Raw genomic sequence first — 24,076 nt, 5'->3', positions numbered from 1 at the left:
CGTGGGATTTGAGCGTTCGCTAATTTACATGAATTTGATTCATGTTGGTGCGGGTGTTCCATGGGTAGAATTGCGACATCTATTGATATCAGGACAATGGCACATGTTTTTTCGTCTACTCGCCAGCGCCGTGACGCTGGTGGTGTGCAGTACAGCGCTGGGACAAACCCCGCTGGTAAGTCCGGCTATTTCCTATACCCGGGACATACAGCCGATCCTCACTGAGAAATGCGTTGCCTGTCACGCCTGCAACGATGCCGCCTGCCAGCTGAACCTTGGCAGCGCCGAAGGCTCGACCCGCGGAGCAAGCAAAGTCCCGGTGTACCAGGGCGACAGAACCACCGCCGTAGCCCCGACCCGGATCTTCTACGATGCCAGTGGCCCTATTGAATGGCGCAACAAGGGCTTTTACTCGGTTCTCGATGCCCAGGGCGCGCAAGCAGCCCTAATGGCGCGGATGCTGGAACTGGGCCACAGCGCACCGCTGACCCCCAATGCCAAGTTGCCTGAAGAGATTGTGCTGGGCCTGAACCGTCAAAACGCCTGCCCGGCCCCAGGGGAGTTCAATGCCTATGCGCAAAAGCACCCCAGGGAAGGGATGCCGTTGGCTGTGACCGGGCTTACCGATCAGCAATATCAAACCGTGCAAACCTGGCTAGCCCAGGGTGCGCCGGTGGATCAAAACGCAATCCGGCCGAGCGTCGAGGAAGCGCAACAGATCGCCGAATGGGAAGAGTTGCTCAATCGCCCGGGTTCAACTGAAGCCCTGGTCGCGCGCTGGTTGTATGAGCATTTGTTTTTGGCCCACGCCTATTTCGATAACGGTGTGCCGGGGCATTACTTTCAATGGGTGCGCTCGCGTACGCCCAGCGGCGTGCCGGTTGACCTGATTGCCACACGCCGGCCGAATGACGATCCGGGCACCGAGTTTTTCTATCGCTTGATGCCGGTCCAGGGCGTGATCGTGCACAAGACCCACATCACCTACCCGATGGGCGCGCACAAGCTGGCACGGGTCAAGCAGCTGTTCTACAGCGGTGACTGGCACGCCACCTCATTGCCGGGTTACGGGCCGCGCGGCCGGGCCAATCCGTTTGAAACCTTCGAGGCCATTCCGGCAGTTGCGCGTTACCAGTTCATGCTCGATAACTCGGAATATTTCGTGCGCACCTTTATCCGCGGCCCGGTGTGCCGTGGGCAAATTGCCACGGACGTGATTCGCGACAACTTCTGGACCGTGTTCCAGGAGCCTGCCCACGATCGCTATGTCACCGATGCCGCTTATCGGGGCAAGGCCACGCCGTTGCTGGCGATGCCGGGGCAAATCGATGATGTGGGCAGTGTGATCTCGCTGTGGCACAACTATCGCGACAAGCGCAACGACTATGAGAAGTTGCGCCAACAAGCCTATGCCGAAATGACGCCGCCCAGCTGGTCGACCCTGTGGGCGGGCAACGACAACGCGTTGCTGACCATTTTCCGGCACTTTGACAGCGCCAGCGTGAGCAAGGGCCTGATCGGTGACGTGCCGCAAACCCTGTGGTTGTTCGACTACCCGTTGCTGGAGCGCACCTACTACCAGCTGGCAGTCAACTTCGATGTGTTCGGCAACGTCTCCCATCAGGCGCAGACGCGTTTGTACTTCGACCTCATCCGCAATGGTGCCGAGGTCAACTTCCTGCGTTTGATGCCGGCCGATTCCCGGGCGGGCATCTTGAGTGACTGGTACCAGAACAGCGGCAAGCTGAAGATGTGGCTCGACTATCAAAAAATCGATGCCGACACCCCGACGGGCATCAAGCTGGACCCGGTCGACCCCAAGCGCGATTTCGCGCTCAAATTGATCGAGCGCACAGGCACCCTCAATGCGCGGCCAGACCCGATCAACCGCTGCACCGGGGCGTACTGCTCACGGCCCGGCATCGCCCGGGAGTTCCAGTACGCAGAGCAATCCCTGAGCAGTTTGACCTCACGTCCTGCAGCGGGGCTGGCGGTGATCAACCAGTTGCCCGAAGCCACCATGCTGCGTATCGAGGGCGCCGACGGCAAGCGCGAGATGTACAGCATGCTGCGCAACCGCGCGCACACCAACGTGGCGTTCATGCTCGGTGAGGAATACCGGCTGCAACCGGGCCTGGATACCCTGACCATTTACCCCGGGGTACTCAGCAGCTATCCGAACTTTATGTTCAACATCCCGGCAGATGAGGTGCCAGCCTTTGTCAAGGCGATGGAGCAATGCAAGGATCAGTCGACCTTCGACACCATTGTCGAGCGCTGGGGGATACGTCGCAGCAATCCGCAGTTCTGGCATTACTTCCACGATATTGGCCAGTACATCAATGAAACCGACCCGGTAGAGGCGGGCGTGCTGGATATGAACCGTTACGAGAACCTGTAGTCGTACCGATTATTTTGAACTGGACGGGGCTGCTTTCCTGACAAAAATACTAGGACTTTGTCAGGCGCGCCGATTGGCGTAAACTGCCCCACATGTCTGCGAGGAGATTCCATGAGCGCCATAACGATTACCGACGCCGCCCACGATTACCTGGCTGATCTGCTATCCAAGCAGAACACCCCGGGTATCGGCATCCGCGTCTTCATCACCCAGCCCGGCACCCAGTACGCTGAAACCTGCATTGCCTACTGCAAGCCCAATGAAGTGAAACCCGAAGATACCGCACTGGGCCTGAAAACCTTCACGGCCTGGATTGACTCGGTCAGCGAACCGTTTCTTGACGATGCCGTGGTGGACTACGCCACCGATCGCATGGGCGGCCAGCTGACCATCAAGGCGCCAAACGCCAAGGTGCCAACAGTTAACGCCGATAGCCCGATCAACGAGCGTATCAACTACTACCTGCAGACCGAGATCAATCCCGGTCTGGCCAGCCACGGCGGTCAGGTCAGCCTGATTGAAGTGGTTGAAGACGGTATTGCGGTTCTCAAGTTCGGTGGCGGTTGCCAGGGCTGCGGCCAGGCTGACGTCACCCTGCGTGAAGGCATCGAGCGCACGCTGCTGGAGCGAGTGCCCGAGCTCAAAGGCGTACGTGATGTGACCGACCACTCGCAGAAAGAAAACGCCTACTACTGAGTCATCGGTAACAGGGTGTACGCTGCGTAGCTGATGAAAAAACGGTGCCCCGTGAGCACCGTTTTTTTATGTCCGGAATCTGTGGCAGCCAGGTACTTATGGACGATACAGATGCGCATGCCCGGCACGGTACAGCGATGAATCGGAAAAACTGTCACTGGCCAGTACCCGGCCCACCAGAATCAGTGCCGTACGCTTGAAGCCCTTGGCCCGGACCTTGTCCAGAATGTCATCCAGGGTGCCTTGCACCCAGTCCTGGTCCGGCCAGCTGGCCCGGTGAATGACTGCAACAGGGCAGTCACTGCCGTAATGGGGGCGTAGCTCCTCGATGATTCGCTCAAGGTTCTTGACCCCCAAATGAATCGCCATGGTCGCCTTGTGTTGCGCCAGGCTCTCCAGCTCTTCGCCTGCAGGCATCAGGGTCTTGTCCGCGTAACGGGTCAGGATCACGGTCTGCGAGATGTCCGGCAGGGTCAGTTCTGCGCCTAAAATGGCAGCGCAGGCGGCTGTGGCAGTCACCCCCGGAATGATTTCAAATGCAATGCCCAGCTCGCGCAAACAGCGGATTTGCTCGCCAATGGCGCCATACAGGCTCGGATCACCCGAGTGCACGCGGGCCACATCCTGGCCTTTGGCATCGGCGGTCTTGATCAGGCTGATAATTTGCTCAAGGTGCAGCTCTGCACTGTTGATCACTTGCTCAGCCTGATGGCCTTCAAGGACTGCCTCCGGCACCAGTGAACCGGCGTAAATAATCACCGGGCAGCTGCGGATCAAGCGCTGGCCCTTGACGGTAATCAACTCTGGATCGCCGGGCCCGGCACCGATGAAATAAACAGTCATGGCAGTCTCTTGAAAGGGTCTGGATAGAGCTGTTCGTGAACAACGCTCATAGTGAAGCAGGGGATTATCGCGGGTTTTACCCGGCACAGGCCAATGCAAAGGTGGCCACAGACGAGTTCTGGCGGGTAATCAGCAGTCTGGCCGGCGCGCCACCCAGCTGTTCGGCCAGGGCCAGTGCAGCACTTTCGGCCACGCCAAAGCAGCCGGTGAGGGCAAACGCCCGGGCTGACCGCTGACTCAATTGCGGCGCAAACGGGGCCAGTTGCTGCGCGCTTAGAACCTCATACGCAAGATTCAACTGCGCCGCCAACCGGATGAGTCCCGCCTCATCACGCTTGAGATCAATACTGGCCAGGGCGTGAACCGCCTGCAGAGCGATTCCCGCCTGGCTCAGGGATTGTTCAATCAGGGCCAGCAGGTCATCGACACTGCAACCCTGACGGCAGCCCAGGCCAATCACCAGGATTGGCGCGGTGCCGGCAGCAATCATGCCGAGTACTGAGCTTCAGGCTTGCGGCGGAACAACCAGGCGCTGATCACGCCCAATGCCAGCCAGAAGGCGAAGTTGGTCAGTTGCGAAGCGATCTTGAACTGCGCTTCCAGCTCTTGCGGAGCCAGGCTGGAATGCACCAGGGGCTGGGGCGCACCAAAAATATGCGGTACCAGCACAATCGCAACCCCCAGCACTTTCAGGGCCCAGTGCTTGCCAAACACTAACAGCGCGATGGCCACTGCAGTGGATGCGGCAGTGGTGACCCACCAGAGCTGGCGTTGCAGCAAATCGGCGGCGGCAGTGCCCGGCAACTCGGGCGGCAGGCCAAGGGTTGGCGCCAGGCAGAACACCGCATAGCCGGCCAGCCCCCACAGCAGGCCCTGGGAGGTGCGGGTTGGTGCGCGCAGGGTATACAGGCCAGCCAGCATCAGGGCGAAACCGACCGCCACCACAAGATTACCGCCGGTGGTCGACAGCACCCGCTGCCAACCGTCTTCAGGCTCCCAGGCTTCGTCGTCGTGGCTATGGCCGGCCATGCTGCCTGCGTCGTGCTCGTGCTCGTGCACTTCACTGGCGGCGGGTTTTTCGTAGGTTTCCGCCTGCAGAATCAGCGGGGCGACCCAAAAGCTTTGCAGCAGGGTGAGCAGCAAAGCGCCCAGCAAGCCGGTGAAGCCTGCGGTCTGAGCTATACGCTTAATCATGGCAGGCAACCTCAATGGCACGGAAAGGCTGAGCTATGACGGGTGTCATGGGCTGCATTGTGTACGGCTGCAATATGCGAGAAACCGGCGAAGTAGACGAGCAAAGCCCCCAGCACCGCAGCGCCGACGGCAGCAACGATACGTTGGCTTCGTGTGGCGCTGGTGGCAGCGGAGTGAGTACGGCTGGTGCTGATGGACATGGCGCTTCCCTCTGGTCAGACAGCGGGCACAAGAGCGCAAGAAAACCCCGCGAACGAAGCTCGCAGGGTTTAACAGCGCCCGCCCACCGCGGGTTTGTTATTGGTAATGACCAGGCCGGTCTCCGGGCTTGCGAGGGGCTCACGTGGTGTGGGCCTGCAAACATCTCCTTCCCATGCAGGGTGCACAGTGGTTGTGATGTTTCTCTCGCTTACCGTTGCGGGGGCAGCACCGGACTGGTCGGACAATTAACGCCTGACGCACCGGTTTCCCGTTTCACCCTGTGAAGGGCACCTGATACAAGATGTGTAGGAGAGCACAGCTACGCGGGAGCCGTCAAATCAGCTGCCCATGCAATGGATTGCCTGCAGAGTCAACTTCAGACGGCGAGGATGCTTTTGACCTTGTTGCGCAGTTGGTCGATGGAAAAGGGTTTGCCGATCACAAACATGCCGGCTGGTACATCGATGTTCTCGGCATAGCCGCTGGCAAACAGCACGGGTAACTGTGGTCGCAGCTCGCGGGCTTTATTGGCAAGGGTCTTGCCATCCATCCCCGGCATCCCCACATCGCTCATCAGCAAATCGATCCTGTTGCCCCGGTCTTCGAGCAGTTCCATGGCGCTCTCGCCATCCTCGGCTTCGAGCACGTTGAATTTCAACTCTTCCAGTACGTCAACGATCAACATACGAACAATGGCGTCGTCTTCGACCACCAGAATGGTAGAGGGTGTTGCAGACATAATGGTTATCCCGAATGAAATTGAGCGCGGGTGGGGGCAAACCTGAATTTGCTTGCTCTATCAGTAAGCTGGAACCCCAACCTAGTTCCGCCGTTGTACAAAAAAAATGCCTGTACAAGTTTTGTTAGGATAGCTGTTGCAAGCAGCTAAATCCTTTTTCACTGTAGGAATTGGCTACCACTTCATAAGAAAAATAGAATTTTTACTCGAGAATCCGTCAAACTCTCAATTTTGACCACCGTACACGGGACTGAAATATGAATGCACCAGCTTCGGTAGATGAGCAGAGCTTTCGCAAGCTCCTGAGCCGCAACGTCGGTTTGCCCTTGGGTGTGGGTGTGCTCAGCGCCGTGTTGTTTGTAGCCATGATCAGCTACCTGCTGTCGGTCATTCAGTGGGTCGAGCACACCGACCGGGTGATTAACAACGCCAACGAGGCGGTGAAGCTGTCAGTGGATCTTGAAACCGGCATGCGCGGCTTCCTGATTACCGGTGATGAGCATTTTCTTGACCCCTATGAAGTGGCAAAGCCGCAAATCATGGCCCAACTCAACGGGCTGAAAGAGCTGGTCGGCGACAACCCGCAGCAAATTGATCGCCTCAAGCGTCTCGAAGCCCTGCAATCCGACTGGAGTAACTATGCCCAGTCGATGATCGATATGCGCCGCCAGAGCGGCGACTACAGGGCGGCAGTGCAGGCCGGACGTGGCAAGCGCCTGAGCGATGAAATCCGCAAGGAATTCGAAGACTTCGTTGCCATGGAGCAGCAACTGCGAGTTGCCCGCAATGAAGATGTGAGTAAAACCACCCTCGTCAGTATTGGCCTTTATCTGGTGTTTGTACTCGGCTTGAGTGGTTTTCTGGCCTACAGAGGTCGTCGTGATTTGCTCGATCTTTCAAAGAGTTACAGCGACAACCTCGAGCTACAAATTAAGACTGCGCAGCGCCTGGAACAGCAGGCCTGGTTGCGTAATGGTCAAACCGAACTGGCGGAGCAGGTATTGGGCCGGCTGACCCTGAATATGCTGGGGCGCAACATTCTGCAATTTTGCGCCCAGTATCTCGGCACAGTGGTTGCCGCCGTGTATGTGCGGGAAGACCACGGCGGCCTCAAACGGGTGGCCAGTTATGGTTTTTCCCGAGAGGAAGAAGCCCGGGATCAGTTGATACACAATGACGAAGGCCTGGTCGGGCAGGCGGCCCGGCAAGACCAGCTGATACGCCTGGACGATGTGCCCGAGGACTACTTCCTGAAAGTCAGCTCAGGTCTTGGGCAAGGCACCCCGCGCAGCGTGCTGGTGGTGCCTACCAGCGACGATGACCGGGTCAATGGCGTCATTGAACTGGGCTTCCTGCGGCCACTGACCGAGCGTGATGTCGAACTGTTTGAGTTGATTGCCGACAATATCGGCATGTCGATTGAAGCCGCCCGTTACCGTCAGCGCCTGCAGGAAGTGCTGGCCGAAACCCAGCAGCTCAACGAAGAGCTGCAAGTGCAGCAGGAAGAGCTGAAGACCGCGAACGAAGAGCTCGAAGAGCAATCGCAGATTCTCAAGGAATCCCAGACGCATCTTGAAACCCAGCAGGCGGAGCTTGAGCAAACCAACGAACAGCTGGCGGAACAGGCACTGGCCCTGGCCGGTCAGCGAGACGCGATGGACCTCAAGAATACCGAACTGAATCAGGCCCAGGTGCAGCTTGAAGAGCGCGCTCTGGAGCTGCAGCGCTCCAGCAAGTACAAGTCCGAGTTCCTCGCCAACATGTCCCATGAACTGCGGACCCCGCTCAACAGCTCGTTGATTCTGGCCAAGCTGCTCGCGGAAAACCCCCAGGAGAACCTGAGCGCCGAACAGGTCAAGTTCGCCGAGTCTATCTACTCGGCGGGCAATGACTTGCTCAACCTGATCAACGACATTCTGGATATCTCCAAAGTTGAGGCCGGCAAGCTCGAAGTGCGTCCCGAAAACACCAGTGTCAGCCGTGTAGTCGAAGGTTTGCGCGGTATGTTCGAGCCGCTGGCGGGGGACAAGTCCCTGCAGTTCCGGGTTGAGGTACAGCCCGGCACGCCGGCCATGATCTACACCGACAGCCAGCGTCTGGAGCAAGTGCTCAAAAACCTGTTGTCCAACGCGATCAAGTTCACCGCCAAGGGCCAGGTCAGCCTGACCGTGTCGGCTCTGCCGGATGCCGCCATAGCGTTCAGCGTCGCGGATTCCGGTATCGGGATCGCCGCCGAAGAGCTGGAAAGCATTTTCGAAGCCTTCCGCCAGGCCGATGGCACCACCAACCGCAGTTATGGCGGGACGGGGCTGGGCCTGTCGATTTCCCGGGATCTGGCGACATTGCTCGGTGGCTCCATCAGTGTCAGTAGCGTGCCGGGGCAGGGCAGCGTATTTACCCTGGTCATGCCCGAACAGTTTGTGGAAAACGCCGAGCCACCAGCCCGGGTGCCTGTCAGCGCTGTGGTGCCAGTGGTTGCTGTCGTACCGAAACCAGCAGCGCCCGCGGCTATTGTTGCGCCCCTGCACATCCCGCGGTTCATGGATGACCGGGAAAAAGGTCCCTTTACCGGGCGTTGCATCCTGGTGATCGAAGATGAGCCTAACTTTGCCGGTATCCTCTTCGATCTGGCGCATGAATTGGGGTATCACTGCCTGGTGGCCCACGGCGCAGATGAAGGCTTCAGCCTGGCGACACAATTTATTCCTGATGCGATTCTGCTGGATATGCGCCTGCCTGATCATTCCGGGCTGACGGTGCTGCAGCGCCTGAAGGCGCTGGCGCCGACCCGGCATATCCCGGTTCACGTCATATCCGTGGAAGATCGGGTCGAAGCTGCGATGCACATGGGCGCCGTGGGCTATGCGGTCAAGCCGACCAGCCGCGAAGAGCTCAAAAACGTATTCGCGCGCCTGGAAGCCAAGCTCACGCAGAAGGTGAAAAAGGTTCTGCTGGTGGAAGATGATGATTTGCAGCGCCACAGCATTGCCCGCCTGATCGGCGACGATGACATCGAAATCACCGCCGTAGGCTTCGCCCATGAGGCGCTTGAACTGCTGCGCAGCAACATCTATGACTGCATGATCATCGACCTCAAATTACCGGACATGCTGGGCAACGACTTGCTCAAGCGCATGTCTACCGAGGACATCTGCTCGTTCCCGCCGGTCATCGTCTATACCGGGCGCAACCTGACCCGGGATGAAGAGGCAGAGCTGCGCAAGTATTCCCGCTCGATCATCATCAAGGGCGCGCGTTCGCCGGAGCGTTTGCTCGATGAAGTGACATTGTTTTTGCACAAAGTTGAATCGCAGTTGTCCCATGAGCGGCAAAGCATGCTCAAGACCGCCCGTAGCCGCGACAGGGTGTTCGAAGGGCGCAAGATTTTGCTGGTGGATGACGATGTGCGCAACATCTTCGCCCTGACCAGTGCCCTTGAGCATAAGGGCGCTATCGTGGTCATTGGCCGTAATGGCCGTGAAGCCATCGAGCGTCTGAACGAGACCGATGATATCGATCTGGTATTGATGGACGTGATGATGCCGGAGATGGACGGCTACGAAGCCACCGTAGAAATTCGCAAGGACCCGCGCTGGCGCAAGCTGCCGATCATTGCAGTGACGGCCAAGGCAATGAAAGACGATCAGGATCGGTGCCTGCAGGCAGGCTCCAATGATTACCTGGCCAAACCTATTGATCTGGACCGACTCTTTTCGTTGATCCGTGTCTGGCTACCGAAAATGGAACGACTCTAAGTGCCACAAACGCAACGAAACGACGACATAGAGTTACGCCTTCTGATCGAAGCGATCTATCTCAAATACAGCTATGACTTCCGCGACTACTCCGGCGCGTCCATCAAGCGCCGGGTGCATCATGCGTTGCGTCAGTTCGAATGCAAGACCATATCGGCCCTGCAGGAACGGGTACTGCATGACCCGACGGCCTTTATGCAGCTGCTGCAGTTCCTGACCATTCCGGTGAGCGAGATGTTTCGCGACCCGGAGCACTTTCTGGCCATCCGCCAGGAAGTGGTGCCGGTGCTCAAGACCTATCCCTCACTGAAAATCTGGATTGCAGGTTGCAGTACCGGAGAAGAGGTTTACTCGATGGCCATCTTGCTGCGTGAAGAGGGCCTGCTGGATCGCACCATCATCTACGCCACCGATATCAATCCGCGCTCCCTGGAAAAGGCCCGGCAAGGGATTTTCTCGTTGGAGAACGTTCGCGCCTATACCCAGAATTACCAAAAATCCGGGGGGCAGCGTTCGTTTGCCGAGTACTACACTGCCGCCTACGACTATGCGATTTTTGACAAGACACTGCGTGAAAACGTGACCTTTGCCGATCACAGCCTGGCGACCGACAGCGTATTTTCCGAAACCCATTTGATTTCGTGTCGCAACGTACTGATCTACTTTAATAAGAATCTTCAAAACAGAGCATTCGGATTGTTTCATGAGTCGCTGTGCCACCGTGGTTTCCTGATGTTGGGCAGCAAGGAAACCCTGGATTTTTCGGACTACAGCAAACAGTTTGCGCCCCTGCTCAAACAAGAACGGATCTACCGCAAGCTATGAATGACATAACCGTAGCGTCTTCGCCCTTGAGACCTGTGGATGCCGTGGTAGTCGGGGCATCGGCCGGGGGTGTTGAAGCCTTGTTGGCTATTTTTGAAGGCCTGGGCCCCGACTTCGGCCTGCCCATCATTGTGGTCCTGCACTTGCCTGATGCCCACCGTAGCCAGCTGGCCGAGGTGTTTGCCCGGCGTCTGGCGCTCAGGGTCAAGGAAGCGACCGACAAGGAACCGATCAGCCCGGGTACCCTGTATTTCGCGGCTCCCGGCTATCACCTGTCGGTGGAGGGCGACTATAGCTTCTCGTTCAGCCAGGAGGCGCGGGTGCATTACTCGCGGCCGGCGATCGATTACCTGTTTGAGTCGGCGGCCGATGCGTATCAACACCGGCTGGCCGCCATCTTACTGACGGGTGCCAATCAGGACGGCGCTCAGGGGCTGTACACCGTCAAACAGCGCGGCGGCGTGACCATTGTCCAGGACCCGCAAGAGGCCCTGGTTGCGACCATGCCCCAAGCGGCACTGGACCGGATAAAACCTGACTACATCCTCCCTTTGCGCGGCATCGGCCGTTTGCTATGCGAGCTGGAACGAATCGAATGCTGAAAAGTGATATTCAAGCCAAGTTGCTGATCGTTGATGATCTGCCGGAAAATTTGCTGGCGCTGGAAGCGTTGATCAAAGGCGAGGATCGCACCGTCTACAAAGCGTTGTCTGCGGACGAAGCATTGTCATTGTTGCTGCAGCATGAATTCGCCATCGCCATTCTGGATGTGCAAATGCCCGGCATGAACGGTTTTGAACTGGCCGAGTTGATGCGCGGTACGGAGAAAACCAAAAGTATCCCGATCGTCTTTGTCAGTGCCGCCGGGCGCGAGATGAACTACGCCTTCAAGGGCTATGAAAGCGGGGCCGTGGACTTTTTGCACAAACCGCTGGATATCCATGCGGTGAAGAGCAAGGTCAATGTGTTTGTCGATCTTTATCGCCAGCGCAAGGCGGTCAAGCAGCAGGTCGAAGCCCTTGAGCAAAGCCGCCGCGAGCAGGAAGTATTGCTGGCACAGTTGCAACTGACCCAGGTCGAGCTCGAACATGCAGTGCGCATGCGCGACGACTTCATGTCGATTGTCTCCCATGAGGTACGCACGCCGCTTAACGGGCTGATCCTGGAAACCCAGCTGCGCAAGATGCACCTGGCCCGCGACAACGCGTCAGCCTTTACGCTGGACAAGATGAAGGCCATGGTCGAGCGCGATGAGCGTCAGATCCAGAGCCTGATCCGTCTCATCGAGGACATGCTTGACGTGTCGCGCATCCGCACCGGAAAACTGTCGATCCGGCCGTCAGAATTTGATTTGTCAGCCGCGGTGGGCAATTTGCTGGAGAGCTTTGCTGCGCAAATCAGCGCGGCGGGTTCGAGCGTCAACTACAGGTCAGAGCAGCCGGTGGTCGGGCAGTGGGACGAATTCAGAATTGAACAGGTGGTCTCCAATTTACTGACCAATGCCCTGCGTTATGGGGCCAAAAAACCGATTGATGTGTCTGTGTATACCCGCAGTGCCTGGGCCGTGATCGAAGTCAGTGACCAGGGCATTGGCATCAGCGAAGAAAACCAGCAGCGGATTTTCCACCAGTTTGAGCGCATAGCCGGCAGTCACGTGGTTACCGGCCTTGGCTTGGGGCTGTACATCTCGGAGCAGATCGTTGCCGCCCACGACGGGCAAATCTCGGTTCACAGTGCATTGGGTGAAGGTGCCACGTTCAGGGTTTGTCTGCCTCTGTAACAAAAGACTTGAATTAGCCGCAACCTATGGCGTGGCCTGCGGTCGAAATTGCAGCAATTGCCCGGAATAAGGTTTCCCATGAGTGAAGATGCGCAAGATGTAGTTCTGATTGTCGAAGACGATCCCTCGATCCTGATGGTTCTCAGCGCCTACCTGTCCGGTGAAGGTTATAGAGTGCTGCAGGCTGAAAACGGCGAGCAGGCGTTCGAGATTCTGGCGAGCAAACCGCATCTGGACCTGATGGTGACTGATTTTCGTCTGCCCGGTGGCATATCGGGGGTTCAGATTGCCGAGCCAGCCCTCAAGCTGCGGCCGGACCTCAAGGTCATTTTTATCAGTGGTTACCCGGCAGAAATCCGCGACACCGGTAGCCCGATCACCCTGACGGCGCCGATCCTGGCCAAGCCGTTCGACCTCGACACCCTGCAGGAACAGATCCAGAAACTGCTGGCCTGACTGTAGGAGCGAGCTTGCCTCGCGAGCGGTTAAAAGCTCGCGAGCAAGCTCGTTCCTATAGGTACAGACAGGCAAAGGGGGTCAAAGCCCCTGCTGCAGCGCCGGGTCATCCGGGTTCAACTGTTCCATCTGCGCCAGCAGTACCTGAACGTTCTGTATTTGCCCGGACTCTTTCCAGTAGCGAATCAACAGCACGCGCGCCTTGCGATTGGCCGGCTGGCGTTGCAACAGCTCCTCAAGCTGGCGTTGCGCGGCTTCCAGTTGATCAAGATCGTGCAGGGCAATCGCCAGCTTGTAACGGTAATCACTGTTATCAGGCTCCAGCTCTACGGCTTTGGCCAGACCCAGCAGGGCGTATTCAGTCTGCCCGTGGTTAAGCAGCCAGATACCCAGCGCATGCTGCAAATAAGCAGACTCGGGATGCTCCTCCAGCTGCCTGGCCAGCAATTCACGCGCCCGGTCGGTTTGCCCGCGCTTATCCAGCAACTCCACCTGAGCAACCACGGCCTTGAGATTTTCCGGGTCCAGGGCGGTGACTTTTTCCAGAGCGGCCTGGGCTTCATCCAGCTGACCTTCATGCAGATACAGACGGGCGAGCTGGCCCTGGGCCTGGGGATCGTCGGGGCGGGTTTTGAGATCGCGTTCGTATTCGTCGATTACCTGCTGCAAGGGGGCGAAATACAGGCCTTGCTCATCAGGAGACAAGCCCAGCAGTGCACTGGCGGCGGTAAAGCGTACGCTTTGTTCGGGATCATCCAGCAACGGCCCCAGCAATAGCGTGCGCTGGGCGTTGGGCACCAGCCCGGCAATGCTCTGGATCGCCGCCTGACGGACCAGCGGTGAAGGGTGCTGCAAGTCGGCGTCCGCCAGCTTCAGTGCCTGGGGGCTGGGGTAGTTGGGCAATTCTGCATGCAGGCTGGCACGGCGGATGTCCGACAGGTCGGTGCGGGCCAATTGCTGATAGAGCACCCGGGCCGCACCGGGTTGACCGTTGTGCGCCTGGGCAAGGGCAACCGAATAACTGCTTGTAGAAGGCGCTTTTGTGGCTGGCGCGGGGCGCATCCAATACCAGAGACCGGCTGCGATAAGCGCTGACAGAAGACTGATAGCGAGGTAACGGCGAGGCTGGGTCATGCAATATCCAGAAACAGGCGTGCGGTTGAGGGACAAGATTGGGACAGTAGCCGGTTGGAGTCAAACCCTGATCCGGCAAGCCGCCCTGGCGCTACGCTGCAGATCGAAGCCCCGGGCAGCGACTACGAGGTCGCGAACAGTAAAAACCAGAACCAAAAAAAGCCCCGTGACCGAATGACCACGGGGCTAAAAATGGCTGGATGCGACCAACCAAAGGAGCTCTTGAAACTGCTGTTAAATCAATGGGCGCTGGCGACGGTCTCTGCTTGCCAGCCGCCGCCCAGGGCTTTGTAAATGGCCACTACACCGCGATACAACTCAACCTCGGCCTGGGCCTGGCTGTCTTCGGCCGCCAGACGCTCGCGCTGGGCATCGAGCAACACCAGAAAGTCCACCGTCCCTTCGCGATAACGTATTGCCGCCAGGTCGGCCGCCGCGCGGCTGGACTCGCTTTGGCGAATCAGCGAAACCAGGCGCTGCTGACGTTTGCCATAGTCGCTGAAGGCATTCTCTGACTCTTCCAGCGCCAGCAGCACTTGCTGCTCGTAACTGGCCAGTGCGCCATCGGCCTCTGCATCGGCCCCGCGCAGACGTGCCCGCACGCTGCCCAGATCAAACGCCGGCCAGGTGATGCGCGGGCCCAGTGCCCAGGCATTGGCCGCCGCCGAACCGATCTGCGAACCACGCCCGGCGGTGAAACCGAGGAAACCGCTGAGGCTGACCCGAGGGAACAAATCAGCCTTGGCCACGCCGATCCGGGCAGTGGCCGCCGCCAGCTTGCGCTCGGCACTCATGATGTCGGGCCGACGCTGCAGCAGGTCGCCGGGGTTGCCGATATTCAGCGCCTTGGCAATGGCCGGCAGCTGCTTGGGCCCCAGGTCCACACTCAATTGCTCAGGCCGCTGGCCCAGCAAGGTGGCGATACGGTTGCGCTCGCGCACCTGCTCGGCCTGCAGTTGCGGCACGCTGGCCTCAACTGCGGCCAGACGCGCATCAGCCCGCATCACGTCCAGTTCATCACCGACCCCGGCATCACGCAGGCTTTGGGTGATGGCTTTGGAGTCTTGCTGGTTTTTCAGGTTGTCCAGGGCGATCCGCTCACGCAGTTGCGCGCCGCGCAGTTCACCGTAGGCATCCACCAGCTCGGCAATCATGGTCACTTGCAGTTGATACAAGTCCGCCGCTGCGGCCTGTTCGTCGGCGTCACTGGCTTCCAGTTCGCGCTGGATACGGCCAAACAGGTCGATCTCCCAGGCCATGTCCAGCCCCAGGTCATACCGCTCACTGTTGACCCGTTTTTCGGTCTGGCCAGGTATCTGGCCTTTGCCCACATCGCTGCTGGCGCGGCTGGTAATGGTCGGCATGGCGTCATTGCTGACGTCATCGCGAATGGCCCGGGCCGCGCGCAGGCGGGCAAAAGCCACGCGCAGCTCGCGGTTACCGTTGAGCGACTGCGTCACCAACTGGTTGAGGGTCGGATCGTCGAATTGCTGCCACCAGATGCCTTCATAATGGGCCCGGTCAAACCCCTTGAGGTTGTCGGCACTGATCTGTGCCGGCTCAGTGACCGGGGTTTTGTAGTCCGGGCCTACGGCGCAGGCACTCAAGGCCAGCACCAGCAGACTTGGCATAAAGACTTTCAGGCTCATTGTTGCGACTCCAGCTTGAGGTGCCTGGCCGCCTTGCGCGCTTCACTGCGCTCCACATAGCGGCGGATCAATACATAAAACACCGGCGTCAGCAGCAGGCCGAAGAAGGTCACACCCAGCATCCCGGAGAACACCGCGACACCCATGGCGTGGCGCATTTCAGCACCGGCACCGCTGGAGAACACCAGTGGCACCACACCCATGATGAAGGCGAAGGAGGTCATCAGGATCGGCCGCAACCGCAGACGGCAGGCTTCCAGTACCGCATCCAGCGGGCTCATGCCTTCTTCCTGCTTGTCCTTGGCAAACTCGACAATCAGAATCGCGTTTTTGCACGCCAGACCCACCAGTACGATCAATCCGATCTGGGTGAAGATGTTGTTGTCACCCCCCGAAGCAATCACCCCGGTAATGGCCGACAACAGGGTCATGGGCACGATCAGGATCACCGCCAGCGGCAGGCTCCAGCTTTCGTACTGGGCCGCGAGTACCAGGAACGCCAGCAATACGCAGAGCGGGAACACGAACAGCGCTGTGTTACCGGACAGAATCTGCTGGTAGGTCAGGTCGGTCCATTCGTAGGTCATGCCGTTGGGCAGTTCTTCCTTGAGCAGTTTCTCGATGGCTTTTTCGGCCTGGCCGGAGCTGTAGCCGGGTGCCGCGGCACCGTTGATTTCAGCGGTGATAAAGCCGTTGTAGTGCATCACCCGATCCGGGCCCGAGGTGTCGCTGACCTTGATAAAGGTGGCCAGCGGGATCATCTCGCCCTTGTTGTTACGCACTTTCAACTGACCGATCTGATCCGGCTCCAGGCGGAACTGCTGCTCGGCCTGAACGTTGACCTGATAAGTACGGCCGAAGCGGTTGAAGTCGTTGGCATACAGCGAGCCCAGGTAGATCTGCAGGGTATCGAAGATGTCGCTGACGGCCACGCCGTGGGTCTTGGCTTTTTCCCGGTCGATGGCGGCATCGACCTGTGGCACGTTCACCGTGTAGCTGGTGAACAGCCCGGCCAGTTCCGGCACGTTGTGGCTTTTGTTGATGATGTTCATGGTTTCTTTGTACAGCTCGTCATAGCCCAGGTTGCCCCGGTCTTCGATTTGCAGGCGGAAACCACCGATGGTGCCCAGGCCCTGTACCGGCGGCGGCGGGAAGATCGCCATATAGGCTTCTTCAATGCCGCTGAACTTGCCGTTCAGTGCACCGGCAATGGCACCGGCAGACATGCTCGGGTCTTTGCGTTCGTTGAACGGTTTAAGGGTTACGAAGACGATGCCGGCATTGGGGCTGTTGGTGAAACCGTTGATCGACAGCCCCGGGAACGCCACGGCACTTTCTACCCCGGGCTGTTTCAGGGCCAGGTCGGACATGCGTTTGATCACGTCTTCGGTGCGGTCCAGGCTCGCCGCATCCGGCAGTTGGGCGAAGGCCACCAGGTATTGCTTGTCCTGGCCGGGGACGAACCCGGTCGGGGTGTTGGAGAAACCGAAGAAGGTCAGCACCATCAGCCCGGCGTACAGGATCAGGGCAATGCCACTGCTGCGGATCACCCGTGCCACGGTACCGACATAGGTATGGCTGGCACGGTCAAAGAAGCGGTTGAACGGGCGGAACAGCCAGCCGCCGAACAGCGTGTCGAGCACTCTGGAGAAGCGGTCTTTCGGCGCGTCGTGGCTCTTGAGCAATACCGCGGCAAGGGCTGGCGACAGGGTCAACGAGTTGAAGGCCGAGATCACCGTCGAAATCGCGATGGTCAGGGCGAACTGCTTGTAGAACTGCCCGGTCAGCCCGGAGATAAAGGCGGCCGGGATAAACACCGCACACAGCACCAGCGCAGTGGCGATGATGGGCCCGGTCACTTCACGCATGGCGCGCTTGGTGGCTTCCACCGGGGTCAGCCCCAGGCCGATATTTCGCTCGACGTTCTCCACCACCACAATCGCATCGTCGACCACGATCCCGATCGCCAGTACCAGTCCGAACAGCGACAGGGCGTTGAGTGAGAAGCCGAACATGTGCATCACGGCAAAGGTACCGATCAGCGATACCGGCACCGCCACCAGCGGAATGATCGACGCCCGCCAGGTCTGCAGGAACAGGATCACCACCAGCACCACCAGAATCAGCGCTTCGAACAGGGTGTGAACCACCGCCTCGATGGAGCCGCGAACAAAGATCGTCGGGTCATAAACGATGCTGAAGTCCATGCCTTGCGGGAAGTTCTTCTTCAGCTCGGCCATCTTGGCCCGAACTTCATTGGAAATATCGATGGCGTTGGAACCCGGACGCTGGAAAATCGGGATCGCCACCGCCGGTTGATTGTTCAGCAGGGAGCGCAGGGCGTATTGGCTGGAGCCCAGTTCAACCCGGGCAATGTCCTTGAGACGAGTGATTTCACCGTCATCGCCAGCGCGAATGATGATGTTCTCGAACTCTTCTTCGGACACCAGACGGCCCTGGGTATTGACCGACAGCTGGAAGCTGGTGGCATTCGGGGCAGGGGGGGCACCCAGGGCGCCGGCAGCCACCTGACGGTTTTGCTCGCGGATCGCGTTGACCACATCGGTGGCCGTCAGATTGCGCGAAGCGGTCTTGTTCGGATCGAGCCACACCCGCAACGAGTAATCGCCCATGCCGAACAACTGCACGTCGCCAACCCCGCCGAGGCGGGCCAGTTCATCCTTGATGTTGAGGATGGCGTAGTTGGACAGGTACAGCATGTCGTAGCGCTGGTCCGGCGAGGTCAAGTGCACAACCATGGTCAGGTCGGGCGAAGCCTTGTCCACCGTGATCCCGATGCGTGTCACTTCTTCGGGAAGCTTGGGCTCGGTACGGGTCACACGGTTCTGCACCTGCACCTGAGCGTTGTCCAGGTCGGTACCCAGGGCAAAGGTGATGGTCAGGGTGATCTTGCCGTCAGCGGTGGACTGAGACGACATGTAGAGCATGTTCTCGACACCGGTAATCGCCTGTTCCAGCGGCGCGGCGACGGTTTCACCTATCACTTTGGGGTTGGCCCCGGGGAAGTTGGCCCGTACCACAACGGTCGGCGGCACTACTTCGGGGTATTCACTGATGGGCAACTGGAACAGCGAAATGCTGCCCGCAATCAGGATCAGCAAGGAAAGCACGGCGGCGAAAATCGGCCGCTGAATGAAGAACTGGGAAAAATTCATCGGAGTTATCGTCCCTTAACCGCGAGGAGTCGCGACGCTGGCCAGCTTCGGCGCGCCATTGGCGGGCTTGGCTGGGGACAGGTTGCTGGCTTCCAGGGCTTGTCGTTGTTGTGCCAGTGCGGCGAGGGTCTGTTCGCTGGCCATCGGAATCACTTCAGGGGTGACCGGTGAACCCGGGCGCACCCGTTGCAGGCCCTTGACGATGATGGTGTCGCCCTTGTTCAGGCCGCTGCGAACAATGCGCAGGCCTTCGATTTTCGGTCCCAGGTCAACGGAGCGGTACGTAGTGTTATTGGCGCCGTCCATGACCAGCACGAATTTCTTGCCCAGGTCGGTACCGACGGCTTCGTCATTGATCAACACCGCTTCGTAGGTGCCGCTGCCCACCAGTTTGAGGCGCGCATACAGGCCCGGGGTGAAGCTGCCGTCGGCGTTATCGAACACGGCACGGCCGCGGATGGTGCCGGTCTTCGGGTTGACCTGGTTGTCGACGAAGTTCATCTGGCCCAGGTGCGGGTTGCCGTCTTCGTTGGACAGGCCCAGGTAAACCGGGGTGCTCTGACCGCGCTGGCCCTGGCGGGCAAGTTGCGCGTATTTGAGGAATACCCGTTCGTCAGCGTCGAAGTAGGCATACACCTTGTCGGTGGAGACCACACTGGTCAGCGGCGTGACATCAGCGGTGACGATGTTGCCCGCAGTGATTTCGGCACGGCTGACCCGGCCACTGATTGGCGAAGTCACACGGGTGAAGCTGAGGTTGAGTTTGGCCAGGTCCAGTTGTGCCTGAATGGCCGAGACCCCGGCGCGGGCGGCCTGGGAGGCGGTGGTGCGCGAGTCGGCCAGTTCTGCGGAAATCGCATTGCTCTGGCGCAGGCGTTCGCCGCGCTGGGCTTCGTTGTCGGTACGGGTGGCGTTGGCGCGGGCCTGTTGCACCTCGGCTTCAAGACGACGCACTTCGGCCTGGAACGGACGCGGATCGATCTGGAACAACAGGTCGCCCTTTTTCACCAGGGCGCCCTCAGTGAAGGCGACCTGATCAATCTGGCCCGACACCCGTGGACGAATTTCAACGGTCTGCGGAGCTTCAAGGCGCCCGGTGAACTCGTCCCATTCATTGACCGGCTGTTCCAGCACTTTGGCCACACTGACTTTGGCAGCGGGAGCAGGAGCAGTCGCTTGTGGAGTTTTGCCGCATGCGCTCATCACCACGATGGCCAGGGCCGCGAGTGGGAAGCGCAAATGTTTAAGTGACTGTTCCATGGGGGGAGTCCGCCAATCTATTGAGATGGGCGGATAATGCTGGCGCGAGGGCCGGGGAACGAATCGAACCCAGCGAAGATCAATATCATTCAGAATGATACAAAGCCCGGCCAAGCCCTCTAGCTTGCGCCTTTTGTTAGGGAGCTATCAATTAAATTCTTCGTCATGGGCCTGAACCATCTGTAGGAGCGAGCTTGCTCGCGAGCTCTTCAAATTACCAGCGAAGAGCTCGCGAGCAGGCTCGCTCCTACAGGTGCGGTCAATGCTTCAGAAGTTGATCGAAGCACTCAGGCGGGCGGTCAGCGGCGCGCCCTGGAATACATAGTTGTCGCCCATGTACTCACCCACATCGCGCCAGTAGCGCTTGTCGAACAGGTTGTCGACGGTGAGCCGGAACACGGTGTCATAACCTTCGATACGGGTGCTGTAGCGGCTGCCGATATTGAAGATGGCGTAACTGCCAGCCTGCACACCGCCCTGTTGGCTGGCGTATTTTTTGCCGCTGTATTGCACCCCGCCGAGCAGGGCCAGGCCATCGAACCAGGGCAGGGCGTAATCACCATAAAGACTGGCGCGCAGGGTCGGCACGTTGATGGTTTGATGGCCTTCATACTCGGGCGTACCGCTGCCTGTCACCCGGGCGCGGATCGCCGTCACACTGGCCGATACCTGCAAGCGCTCACTGGCCCAACCGTTGGCCGCCAGCTCCAGGCCGGTATTTTTCTGTTCGCCCTGCTGCACATAGGTGAATGCACCCGCAGTGGCGTCGGGGCGGGCATATTGGTAGTCCTGACGGATCTGGAACAGCGTCGCGCTCAGGCTGATACGCCGCCAATCGTACTTGACCCCTGCTTCAATTTGCCGTGACAGGGTGGGGGCGAGGGTTTCAAAAGCATTGCTGGCAAACCAGGGCGCCGTGCCACCCAGGGCCAGGCCCTTGCTGTAACGGGTATACAGCGACAGGTTCGGTACGGGTTTGTAGATCAGTGCAGCCTGGGGCAGGAATTCATAGCGCCGGGTATGGCGGCTGGTGTCGCCCTGGTCGTCGAAGGTGCGTTCGTCCAGCAGCACTTCACGGCCACCGAGCACGGTCTGCCATTGCTGGTTAAAGCTGATCCGGTCGTTGAAGAACAGCCCGTACTGGCGGCTGTCCAGACGTCGATAGCTGTCCTCGACCGGCCCGTCATAGCGCGCAAAGTTCTCGGGTTCACTGTCGATATTGCCGCTGCCGATCATCTCGTTGATCAGCTCGCGCTGATCCACCACACGGCGGAACGCGCTGCTGCCCACTGTCAGTTCATGGCCGATGCCGCCGGTATCAAACACACCGCTGAGTGCTGCCTGCACTTCATCATTGCGCCGGGTGTCGTCGGGGCTGCGGAAGTCATAGATATCGTAATTGCCTTCGGGGCTGAAGTAGTTGGGTACTGCGCTGCCGGCACAACTGGCGGCGCCATAACAACCCCAGGCAAACGAACTGTAATCATCGATCACCACTTTGCTGCGCGAGGCGCTCAGGCTGCCTTTCCAGTTATCGGTGAAGCGGTACTCAAAGTTGCCGTTGATGTTCAGCGAATCAATGGTTACAGGTTTGGAGCCGCTCTGGTGAGCCAGCAGTTTTTTCGGTGAAGCGTGGTGCGGCAGTTCGGTGCCGCCGAGCAATTGATAGCCCGGCACCGAACGCTGCTCCTTGTTTTGGTACTCCACATCCAGTTGCAGCAGGGCGTCGGGGCTGATGTTCCAGTCGAAAGCCACAGCGGCGAAATCACGCTGGCCATTGGCATGTTCGACGTAGGAGTGGATATCCTCATGGGCGAAATTGGCACGCAGTCCGAACTGCTGCTCGCTGCCGAACCAGCCCCCCACATCGGTGGCCAGATAACCACTGCCGCGATCATCGGTGGAGACCGTGACGGAGCGTACATCCGCGGCACGCTTGGTCACGTAATTGACTACGCCACCTGGCTCGGACACGCCGCTTTGCAGGCCGGACAGACCCTTGAGCAATTCCACCTGCTGCTTGTTTTCCAGGCCGACGTTTTGCTCGCCGGTGATGGTGCGGCCATTGATCTTGTAGCTGCTGGCCGAATTCAACGAGAAGCCGCGGACCACGAAATTCTGGTAATAACCAATGGGCGCATAGCTTTCACCCACCGAAGCGTCGTTGCTCAATACATCGCTGAGCAGGCGGGCTTGTTGATCCTTGATCAGCGCGTCGGTAAAGACTGAAATCGCCGCCGGGGTATCCAGCAGGGGTGCCGCTTCGAAACCGCCGACCCAGGCGCTGTCGGCCTGATAGCCGGCGTTGTCTTCCGCGGTCACGGCGGTCGCCGGCAACTCGGTATTGGCGCCGTGGGCCACCGGCACTGCGCTGGACAGTAACAGGCCAAGGGTCAGCAGGTTGAGCGTGAACCGCGGGGCGGACTCTCCCTGGTTGAAAGTCCGGTGAAGCCTGTTCATGCAAAACTCCTGAATGATGGGCGGCCTTGAGTGCAGGGCCTGTTCACAGGCGCGCCATCATACAGACGCTACTTAACCTTGGGTTAATGGTGCAATGTGAGGCTCCGGTCTTTTTGAGGAATTGCGCATGCCATTTTTTCTACGCTCATGCCTGGTACTGGCCTGCAGCTTGCCCTTGCAGGCGCTGGCGGCGCCTTCCGCTTCCGCCCCGGTTTATGGCGAGCAACTGCAAGGCTTCGAGTACCCGTACCCGCTGCATCACTTCAACTTTGATTCCCAGGGCCAGACCCTGCAGATGGGCTACATGGACGTTGCCCCCACGGGGCCTGCCAATGGCCATACGGCGGTGCTGCTGCACGGCAAAAACTTCTGCGCAGCCACCTGGGGCGACAGCATCAAGGCCCTGAGCGCGGCGGGTTACCGGGTCGTGGCGCCGGACCAGATCGGTTTTTGCACCTCGAGCAAACCGGCCAGTTATCAATACAGCTTTCAGCAATTGTCGGCTAATACCCATGCCTTGCTCGACAGCCTCGGGGTGGACAAGGCCAGCATCATCGGCCACTCCACCGGCGGCATGCTGGGTACCCGCTATGCACTGCAGTACGCCCCGCAAACCGAGCAGCTGGTGCTGGTCAATCCGATCGGTCTGGAGGACTGGAAAGCCCTCGGCGTGCCATGGCGCAGTGTTGACCAGTGGTACGCACGGGAACTGAAACTCAGTGCCGAAGGTATTCGCCAGTACGAGCAAAGTACCTATTACGCCGGGCACTGGAAGCCCGAGTACGACCGTTGGGTGGACATGCTGGCGGGTCTGAACAAGGGGCCGGGGCACAAACGGGTGGCGTGGAACTCGGCGTTGATCTACGACATGATTTTCACCCAGCCGGTGTTTTACGAACTGCCGGACCTCAAGGTGCCAACCCTGTTATTGATCGGCGATGCTGACACCACCGCCATCGGCAGTGATATTGCTTCAGCGCAAGTGAAGGCCAGAATCGGTGACTACAAAGTGCTGGGCAAACAGGCGGCCAAACTGATTCCCGGGGCCAGGCTGATTGAATTCCCGGGCATGGGCCACGCCCCGCAAATGGAAGACCCGGCGGCCTTCAACAAGGTGCTGGTGGAGCAGTTGAACCTCCAGGGTTGACCCCAAACCCGGCGCTGTGCCAAAGGCTCGCAGCCTTCGTGCCTGGTTAGCGACTGCCCATGATCAAACGAGGATCAAATCAGGATCAAGCGAGTGATCAATCCAGGATCACTCCTTGATTTAGAGCCTCCAAGTGCGTTATAGCTAAAAGGGTATCCAATCGTATTACAGGAAATTACAGCTCCCTATGGATGGAATCACACGTATCAATCGCCAGTCCGGCTCACATTACGCATCCCTGATTGCGCAGTGTGGGCCTCACGTCAAAGGCTGCATTCTTGCAGCGACAGGGTTTGTCTCCCGCCTCTATGCACTCTTGATTCCACCCCGTTGTTTGCCCGCCAGCTGTGCTGACTGGCG

At 59.0% G+C, this 24,076-nt stretch carries 18 protein-coding genes and 1 riboswitch; of the genes, 8 read left to right on the top strand and 10 right to left on the bottom strand.

The window, feature by feature from the left end:
• Positions 1 to 103 precede the first annotated feature (103 nt).
• Both JQ845_RS21495 and nfuA read left to right on the top strand, forming a co-directional pair.
• Positions 104 to 2,401 carry a fatty acid cis/trans isomerase gene (locus tag JQ845_RS21495; RefSeq protein WP_203009443.1) on the top strand — a complete coding sequence of 766 codons (2,298 nt, stop codon included), beginning with the start codon at positions 104 to 106 and terminating at the stop codon, positions 2,399 to 2,401.
• A gap of 111 nt (positions 2,402 to 2,512) precedes the next feature.
• Entirely contained in the window at positions 2,513 to 3,097 is a 585-nt protein-coding gene (gene nfuA / locus JQ845_RS21490) for a Fe-S biogenesis protein NfuA (protein WP_003445154.1), read from the top strand.
• 96 nt (positions 3,098 to 3,193) lie between these two features.
• Here nfuA and cobM read toward each other — a convergent pair whose 3' ends face one another.
• The 5 genes from cobM to JQ845_RS21465 form a co-directional block, all read right to left on the bottom strand.
• Positions 3,194 to 3,940 (bottom strand): precorrin-4 C(11)-methyltransferase, encoded by a 747-nt coding sequence (cobM, locus tag JQ845_RS21485; RefSeq protein ID WP_203009442.1) that lies wholly within the window; start codon positions 3,938 to 3,940, stop codon positions 3,194 to 3,196.
• Positions 3,941 to 4,016: 76 nt separating this feature from the next.
• Positions 4,017 to 4,430, bottom strand: a complete 414-nt coding sequence (locus JQ845_RS21480; protein ID WP_127195610.1) for a cobalamin biosynthesis protein — start codon at positions 4,428 to 4,430, stop codon at positions 4,017 to 4,019.
• Positions 4,427 to 5,134, bottom strand: coding sequence for a CbtA family protein (locus tag JQ845_RS21475; RefSeq protein WP_203009441.1), 708 nt, complete (start codon positions 5,132 to 5,134; stop codon positions 4,427 to 4,429). Before JQ845_RS21475 ends, JQ845_RS21480 begins: the two co-directional genes overlap by 4 nt.
• Before the next feature lie 11 nt (positions 5,135 to 5,145).
• Complete coding sequence (locus JQ845_RS21470) at positions 5,146 to 5,334, bottom strand: CbtB domain-containing protein (RefSeq protein WP_003445163.1); 189 nt, start codon at positions 5,332 to 5,334, stop codon at positions 5,146 to 5,148.
• Positions 5,335 to 5,430: 96 nt separating this feature from the next.
• Positions 5,431 to 5,645: riboswitch (cobalamin riboswitch) on the bottom strand.
• 66 nt (positions 5,646 to 5,711) lie between these two features.
• The gene (locus JQ845_RS21465; protein WP_003445165.1) at positions 5,712 to 6,074 is read right to left on the bottom strand and encodes a response regulator; all 363 of its coding nucleotides are present in this window, start codon (positions 6,072 to 6,074) and stop codon (positions 5,712 to 5,714) included.
• A gap of 257 nt (positions 6,075 to 6,331) precedes the next feature.
• Between JQ845_RS21465 and JQ845_RS21460 the strand changes: the two genes are divergently transcribed.
• The 5 genes from JQ845_RS21460 (at position 6,332) to JQ845_RS21440 (ending at position 12,890) form a co-directional block, all read left to right on the top strand.
• Positions 6,332 to 9,829, top strand: a complete 3,498-nt coding sequence (locus tag JQ845_RS21460) for a response regulator (RefSeq protein WP_160627498.1) — start codon at positions 6,332 to 6,334, stop codon at positions 9,827 to 9,829.
• Positions 9,830 to 10,654 carry a CheR family methyltransferase gene (locus JQ845_RS21455; RefSeq protein ID WP_003445169.1) on the top strand — a complete coding sequence of 275 codons (825 nt, stop codon included), beginning with the start codon at positions 9,830 to 9,832 and terminating at the stop codon, positions 10,652 to 10,654.
• Positions 10,651 to 11,256 (top strand): chemotaxis protein CheB, encoded by a 606-nt coding sequence (locus JQ845_RS21450; protein WP_203009440.1) that lies wholly within the window; start codon positions 10,651 to 10,653, stop codon positions 11,254 to 11,256. The genes JQ845_RS21455 and JQ845_RS21450 overlap by 4 nt, the downstream gene beginning before the upstream one ends.
• Complete coding sequence (locus JQ845_RS21445; protein WP_029612658.1) at positions 11,253 to 12,434, top strand: hybrid sensor histidine kinase/response regulator; 1,182 nt, start codon at positions 11,253 to 11,255, stop codon at positions 12,432 to 12,434. Before JQ845_RS21450 ends, JQ845_RS21445 begins: the two co-directional genes overlap by 4 nt.
• A gap of 78 nt (positions 12,435 to 12,512) precedes the next feature.
• The gene (locus JQ845_RS21440) at positions 12,513 to 12,890 is read left to right on the top strand and encodes a response regulator (protein ID WP_003445176.1); all 378 of its coding nucleotides are present in this window, start codon (positions 12,513 to 12,515) and stop codon (positions 12,888 to 12,890) included.
• 81 nt (positions 12,891 to 12,971) lie between these two features.
• Here JQ845_RS21440 and JQ845_RS21435 read toward each other — a convergent pair whose 3' ends face one another.
• The 5 genes from JQ845_RS21435 to JQ845_RS21415 form a co-directional block, all read right to left on the bottom strand.
• Positions 12,972 to 14,024 carry a tetratricopeptide repeat protein gene (locus JQ845_RS21435; protein ID WP_203009439.1) on the bottom strand — a complete coding sequence of 351 codons (1,053 nt, stop codon included), beginning with the start codon at positions 14,022 to 14,024 and terminating at the stop codon, positions 12,972 to 12,974.
• Between the two features lie 239 nt (positions 14,025 to 14,263).
• Entirely contained in the window at positions 14,264 to 15,673 is a 1,410-nt protein-coding gene (locus JQ845_RS21430; RefSeq protein WP_003445179.1) for an efflux transporter outer membrane subunit, read from the bottom strand.
• Complete coding sequence (locus JQ845_RS21425; RefSeq protein ID WP_003445180.1) at positions 15,670 to 18,849, bottom strand: efflux RND transporter permease subunit; 3,180 nt, start codon at positions 18,847 to 18,849, stop codon at positions 15,670 to 15,672. The genes JQ845_RS21430 and JQ845_RS21425 overlap by 4 nt, the downstream gene beginning before the upstream one ends.
• A gap of 15 nt (positions 18,850 to 18,864) precedes the next feature.
• Complete coding sequence (gene mexE / locus JQ845_RS21420) at positions 18,865 to 20,109, bottom strand: multidrug efflux RND transporter periplasmic adaptor subunit MexE (protein WP_003445181.1); 1,245 nt, start codon at positions 20,107 to 20,109, stop codon at positions 18,865 to 18,867.
• Positions 20,110 to 20,376: 267 nt separating this feature from the next.
• Positions 20,377 to 22,569, bottom strand: coding sequence for a TonB-dependent siderophore receptor (locus JQ845_RS21415; protein WP_161718573.1), 2,193 nt, complete (start codon positions 22,567 to 22,569; stop codon positions 20,377 to 20,379).
• A 127-nt stretch (positions 22,570 to 22,696) separates the two neighbouring features.
• On the opposite strand from JQ845_RS21415, the gene JQ845_RS21410 reads away from it, so the two are divergent.
• Positions 22,697 to 23,716, top strand: a complete 1,020-nt coding sequence (locus JQ845_RS21410) for an alpha/beta fold hydrolase (protein WP_161718575.1) — start codon at positions 22,697 to 22,699, stop codon at positions 23,714 to 23,716.
• Positions 23,717 to 24,076: the final 360 nt, after the last annotated feature.

The organism is Pseudomonas paraversuta, assembly GCF_904063065.1.
In the GTDB taxonomy this organism is placed as follows: Bacteria; Pseudomonadota; Gammaproteobacteria; order Pseudomonadales; family Pseudomonadaceae; genus Aquipseudomonas; species Aquipseudomonas paraversuta.
Note: the sequence above shows the minus strand (reverse complement) of the source record. Positions and strands in the feature narration are given on the sequence as shown.

Coding starts and splice junctions, on each gene's coding strand:
- JQ845_RS21495 (WP_203009443.1), top strand. CDS start 104: ATGTTTTTTCGTCTACTCGCCAGCGCCGTGACGCTGGTGGTGTGCAGT.
- nfuA (WP_003445154.1), top strand. CDS start 2,513: ATGAGCGCCATAACGATTACCGACGCCGCCCACGATTACCTGGCTGAT.
- cobM (WP_203009442.1), bottom strand. CDS start 3,940: ATGACTGTTTATTTCATCGGTGCCGGGCCCGGCGATCCAGAGTTGATT.
- JQ845_RS21480 (WP_127195610.1), bottom strand. CDS start 4,430: ATGATTGCTGCCGGCACCGCGCCAATCCTGGTGATTGGCCTGGGCTGC.
- JQ845_RS21475 (WP_203009441.1), bottom strand. CDS start 5,134: ATGATTAAGCGTATAGCTCAGACCGCAGGCTTCACCGGCTTGCTGGGC.
- JQ845_RS21470 (WP_003445163.1), bottom strand. CDS start 5,334: ATGTCCATCAGCACCAGCCGTACTCACTCCGCTGCCACCAGCGCCACA.
- JQ845_RS21465 (WP_003445165.1), bottom strand. CDS start 6,074: ATGTCTGCAACACCCTCTACCATTCTGGTGGTCGAAGACGACGCCATT.
- JQ845_RS21460 (WP_160627498.1), top strand. CDS start 6,332: ATGAATGCACCAGCTTCGGTAGATGAGCAGAGCTTTCGCAAGCTCCTG.
- JQ845_RS21450 (WP_203009440.1), top strand. CDS start 10,651: ATGAATGACATAACCGTAGCGTCTTCGCCCTTGAGACCTGTGGATGCC.
- JQ845_RS21440 (WP_003445176.1), top strand. CDS start 12,513: ATGAGTGAAGATGCGCAAGATGTAGTTCTGATTGTCGAAGACGATCCC.
- JQ845_RS21435 (WP_203009439.1), bottom strand. CDS start 14,024: ATGACCCAGCCTCGCCGTTACCTCGCTATCAGTCTTCTGTCAGCGCTT.
- JQ845_RS21430 (WP_003445179.1), bottom strand. CDS start 15,673: ATGAGCCTGAAAGTCTTTATGCCAAGTCTGCTGGTGCTGGCCTTGAGT.
- JQ845_RS21425 (WP_003445180.1), bottom strand. CDS start 18,849: ATGAATTTTTCCCAGTTCTTCATTCAGCGGCCGATTTTCGCCGCCGTG.
- mexE (WP_003445181.1), bottom strand. CDS start 20,109: ATGGAACAGTCACTTAAACATTTGCGCTTCCCACTCGCGGCCCTGGCC.
- JQ845_RS21415 (WP_161718573.1), bottom strand. CDS start 22,569: ATGAACAGGCTTCACCGGACTTTCAACCAGGGAGAGTCCGCCCCGCGG.
- JQ845_RS21410 (WP_161718575.1), top strand. CDS start 22,697: ATGCCATTTTTTCTACGCTCATGCCTGGTACTGGCCTGCAGCTTGCCC.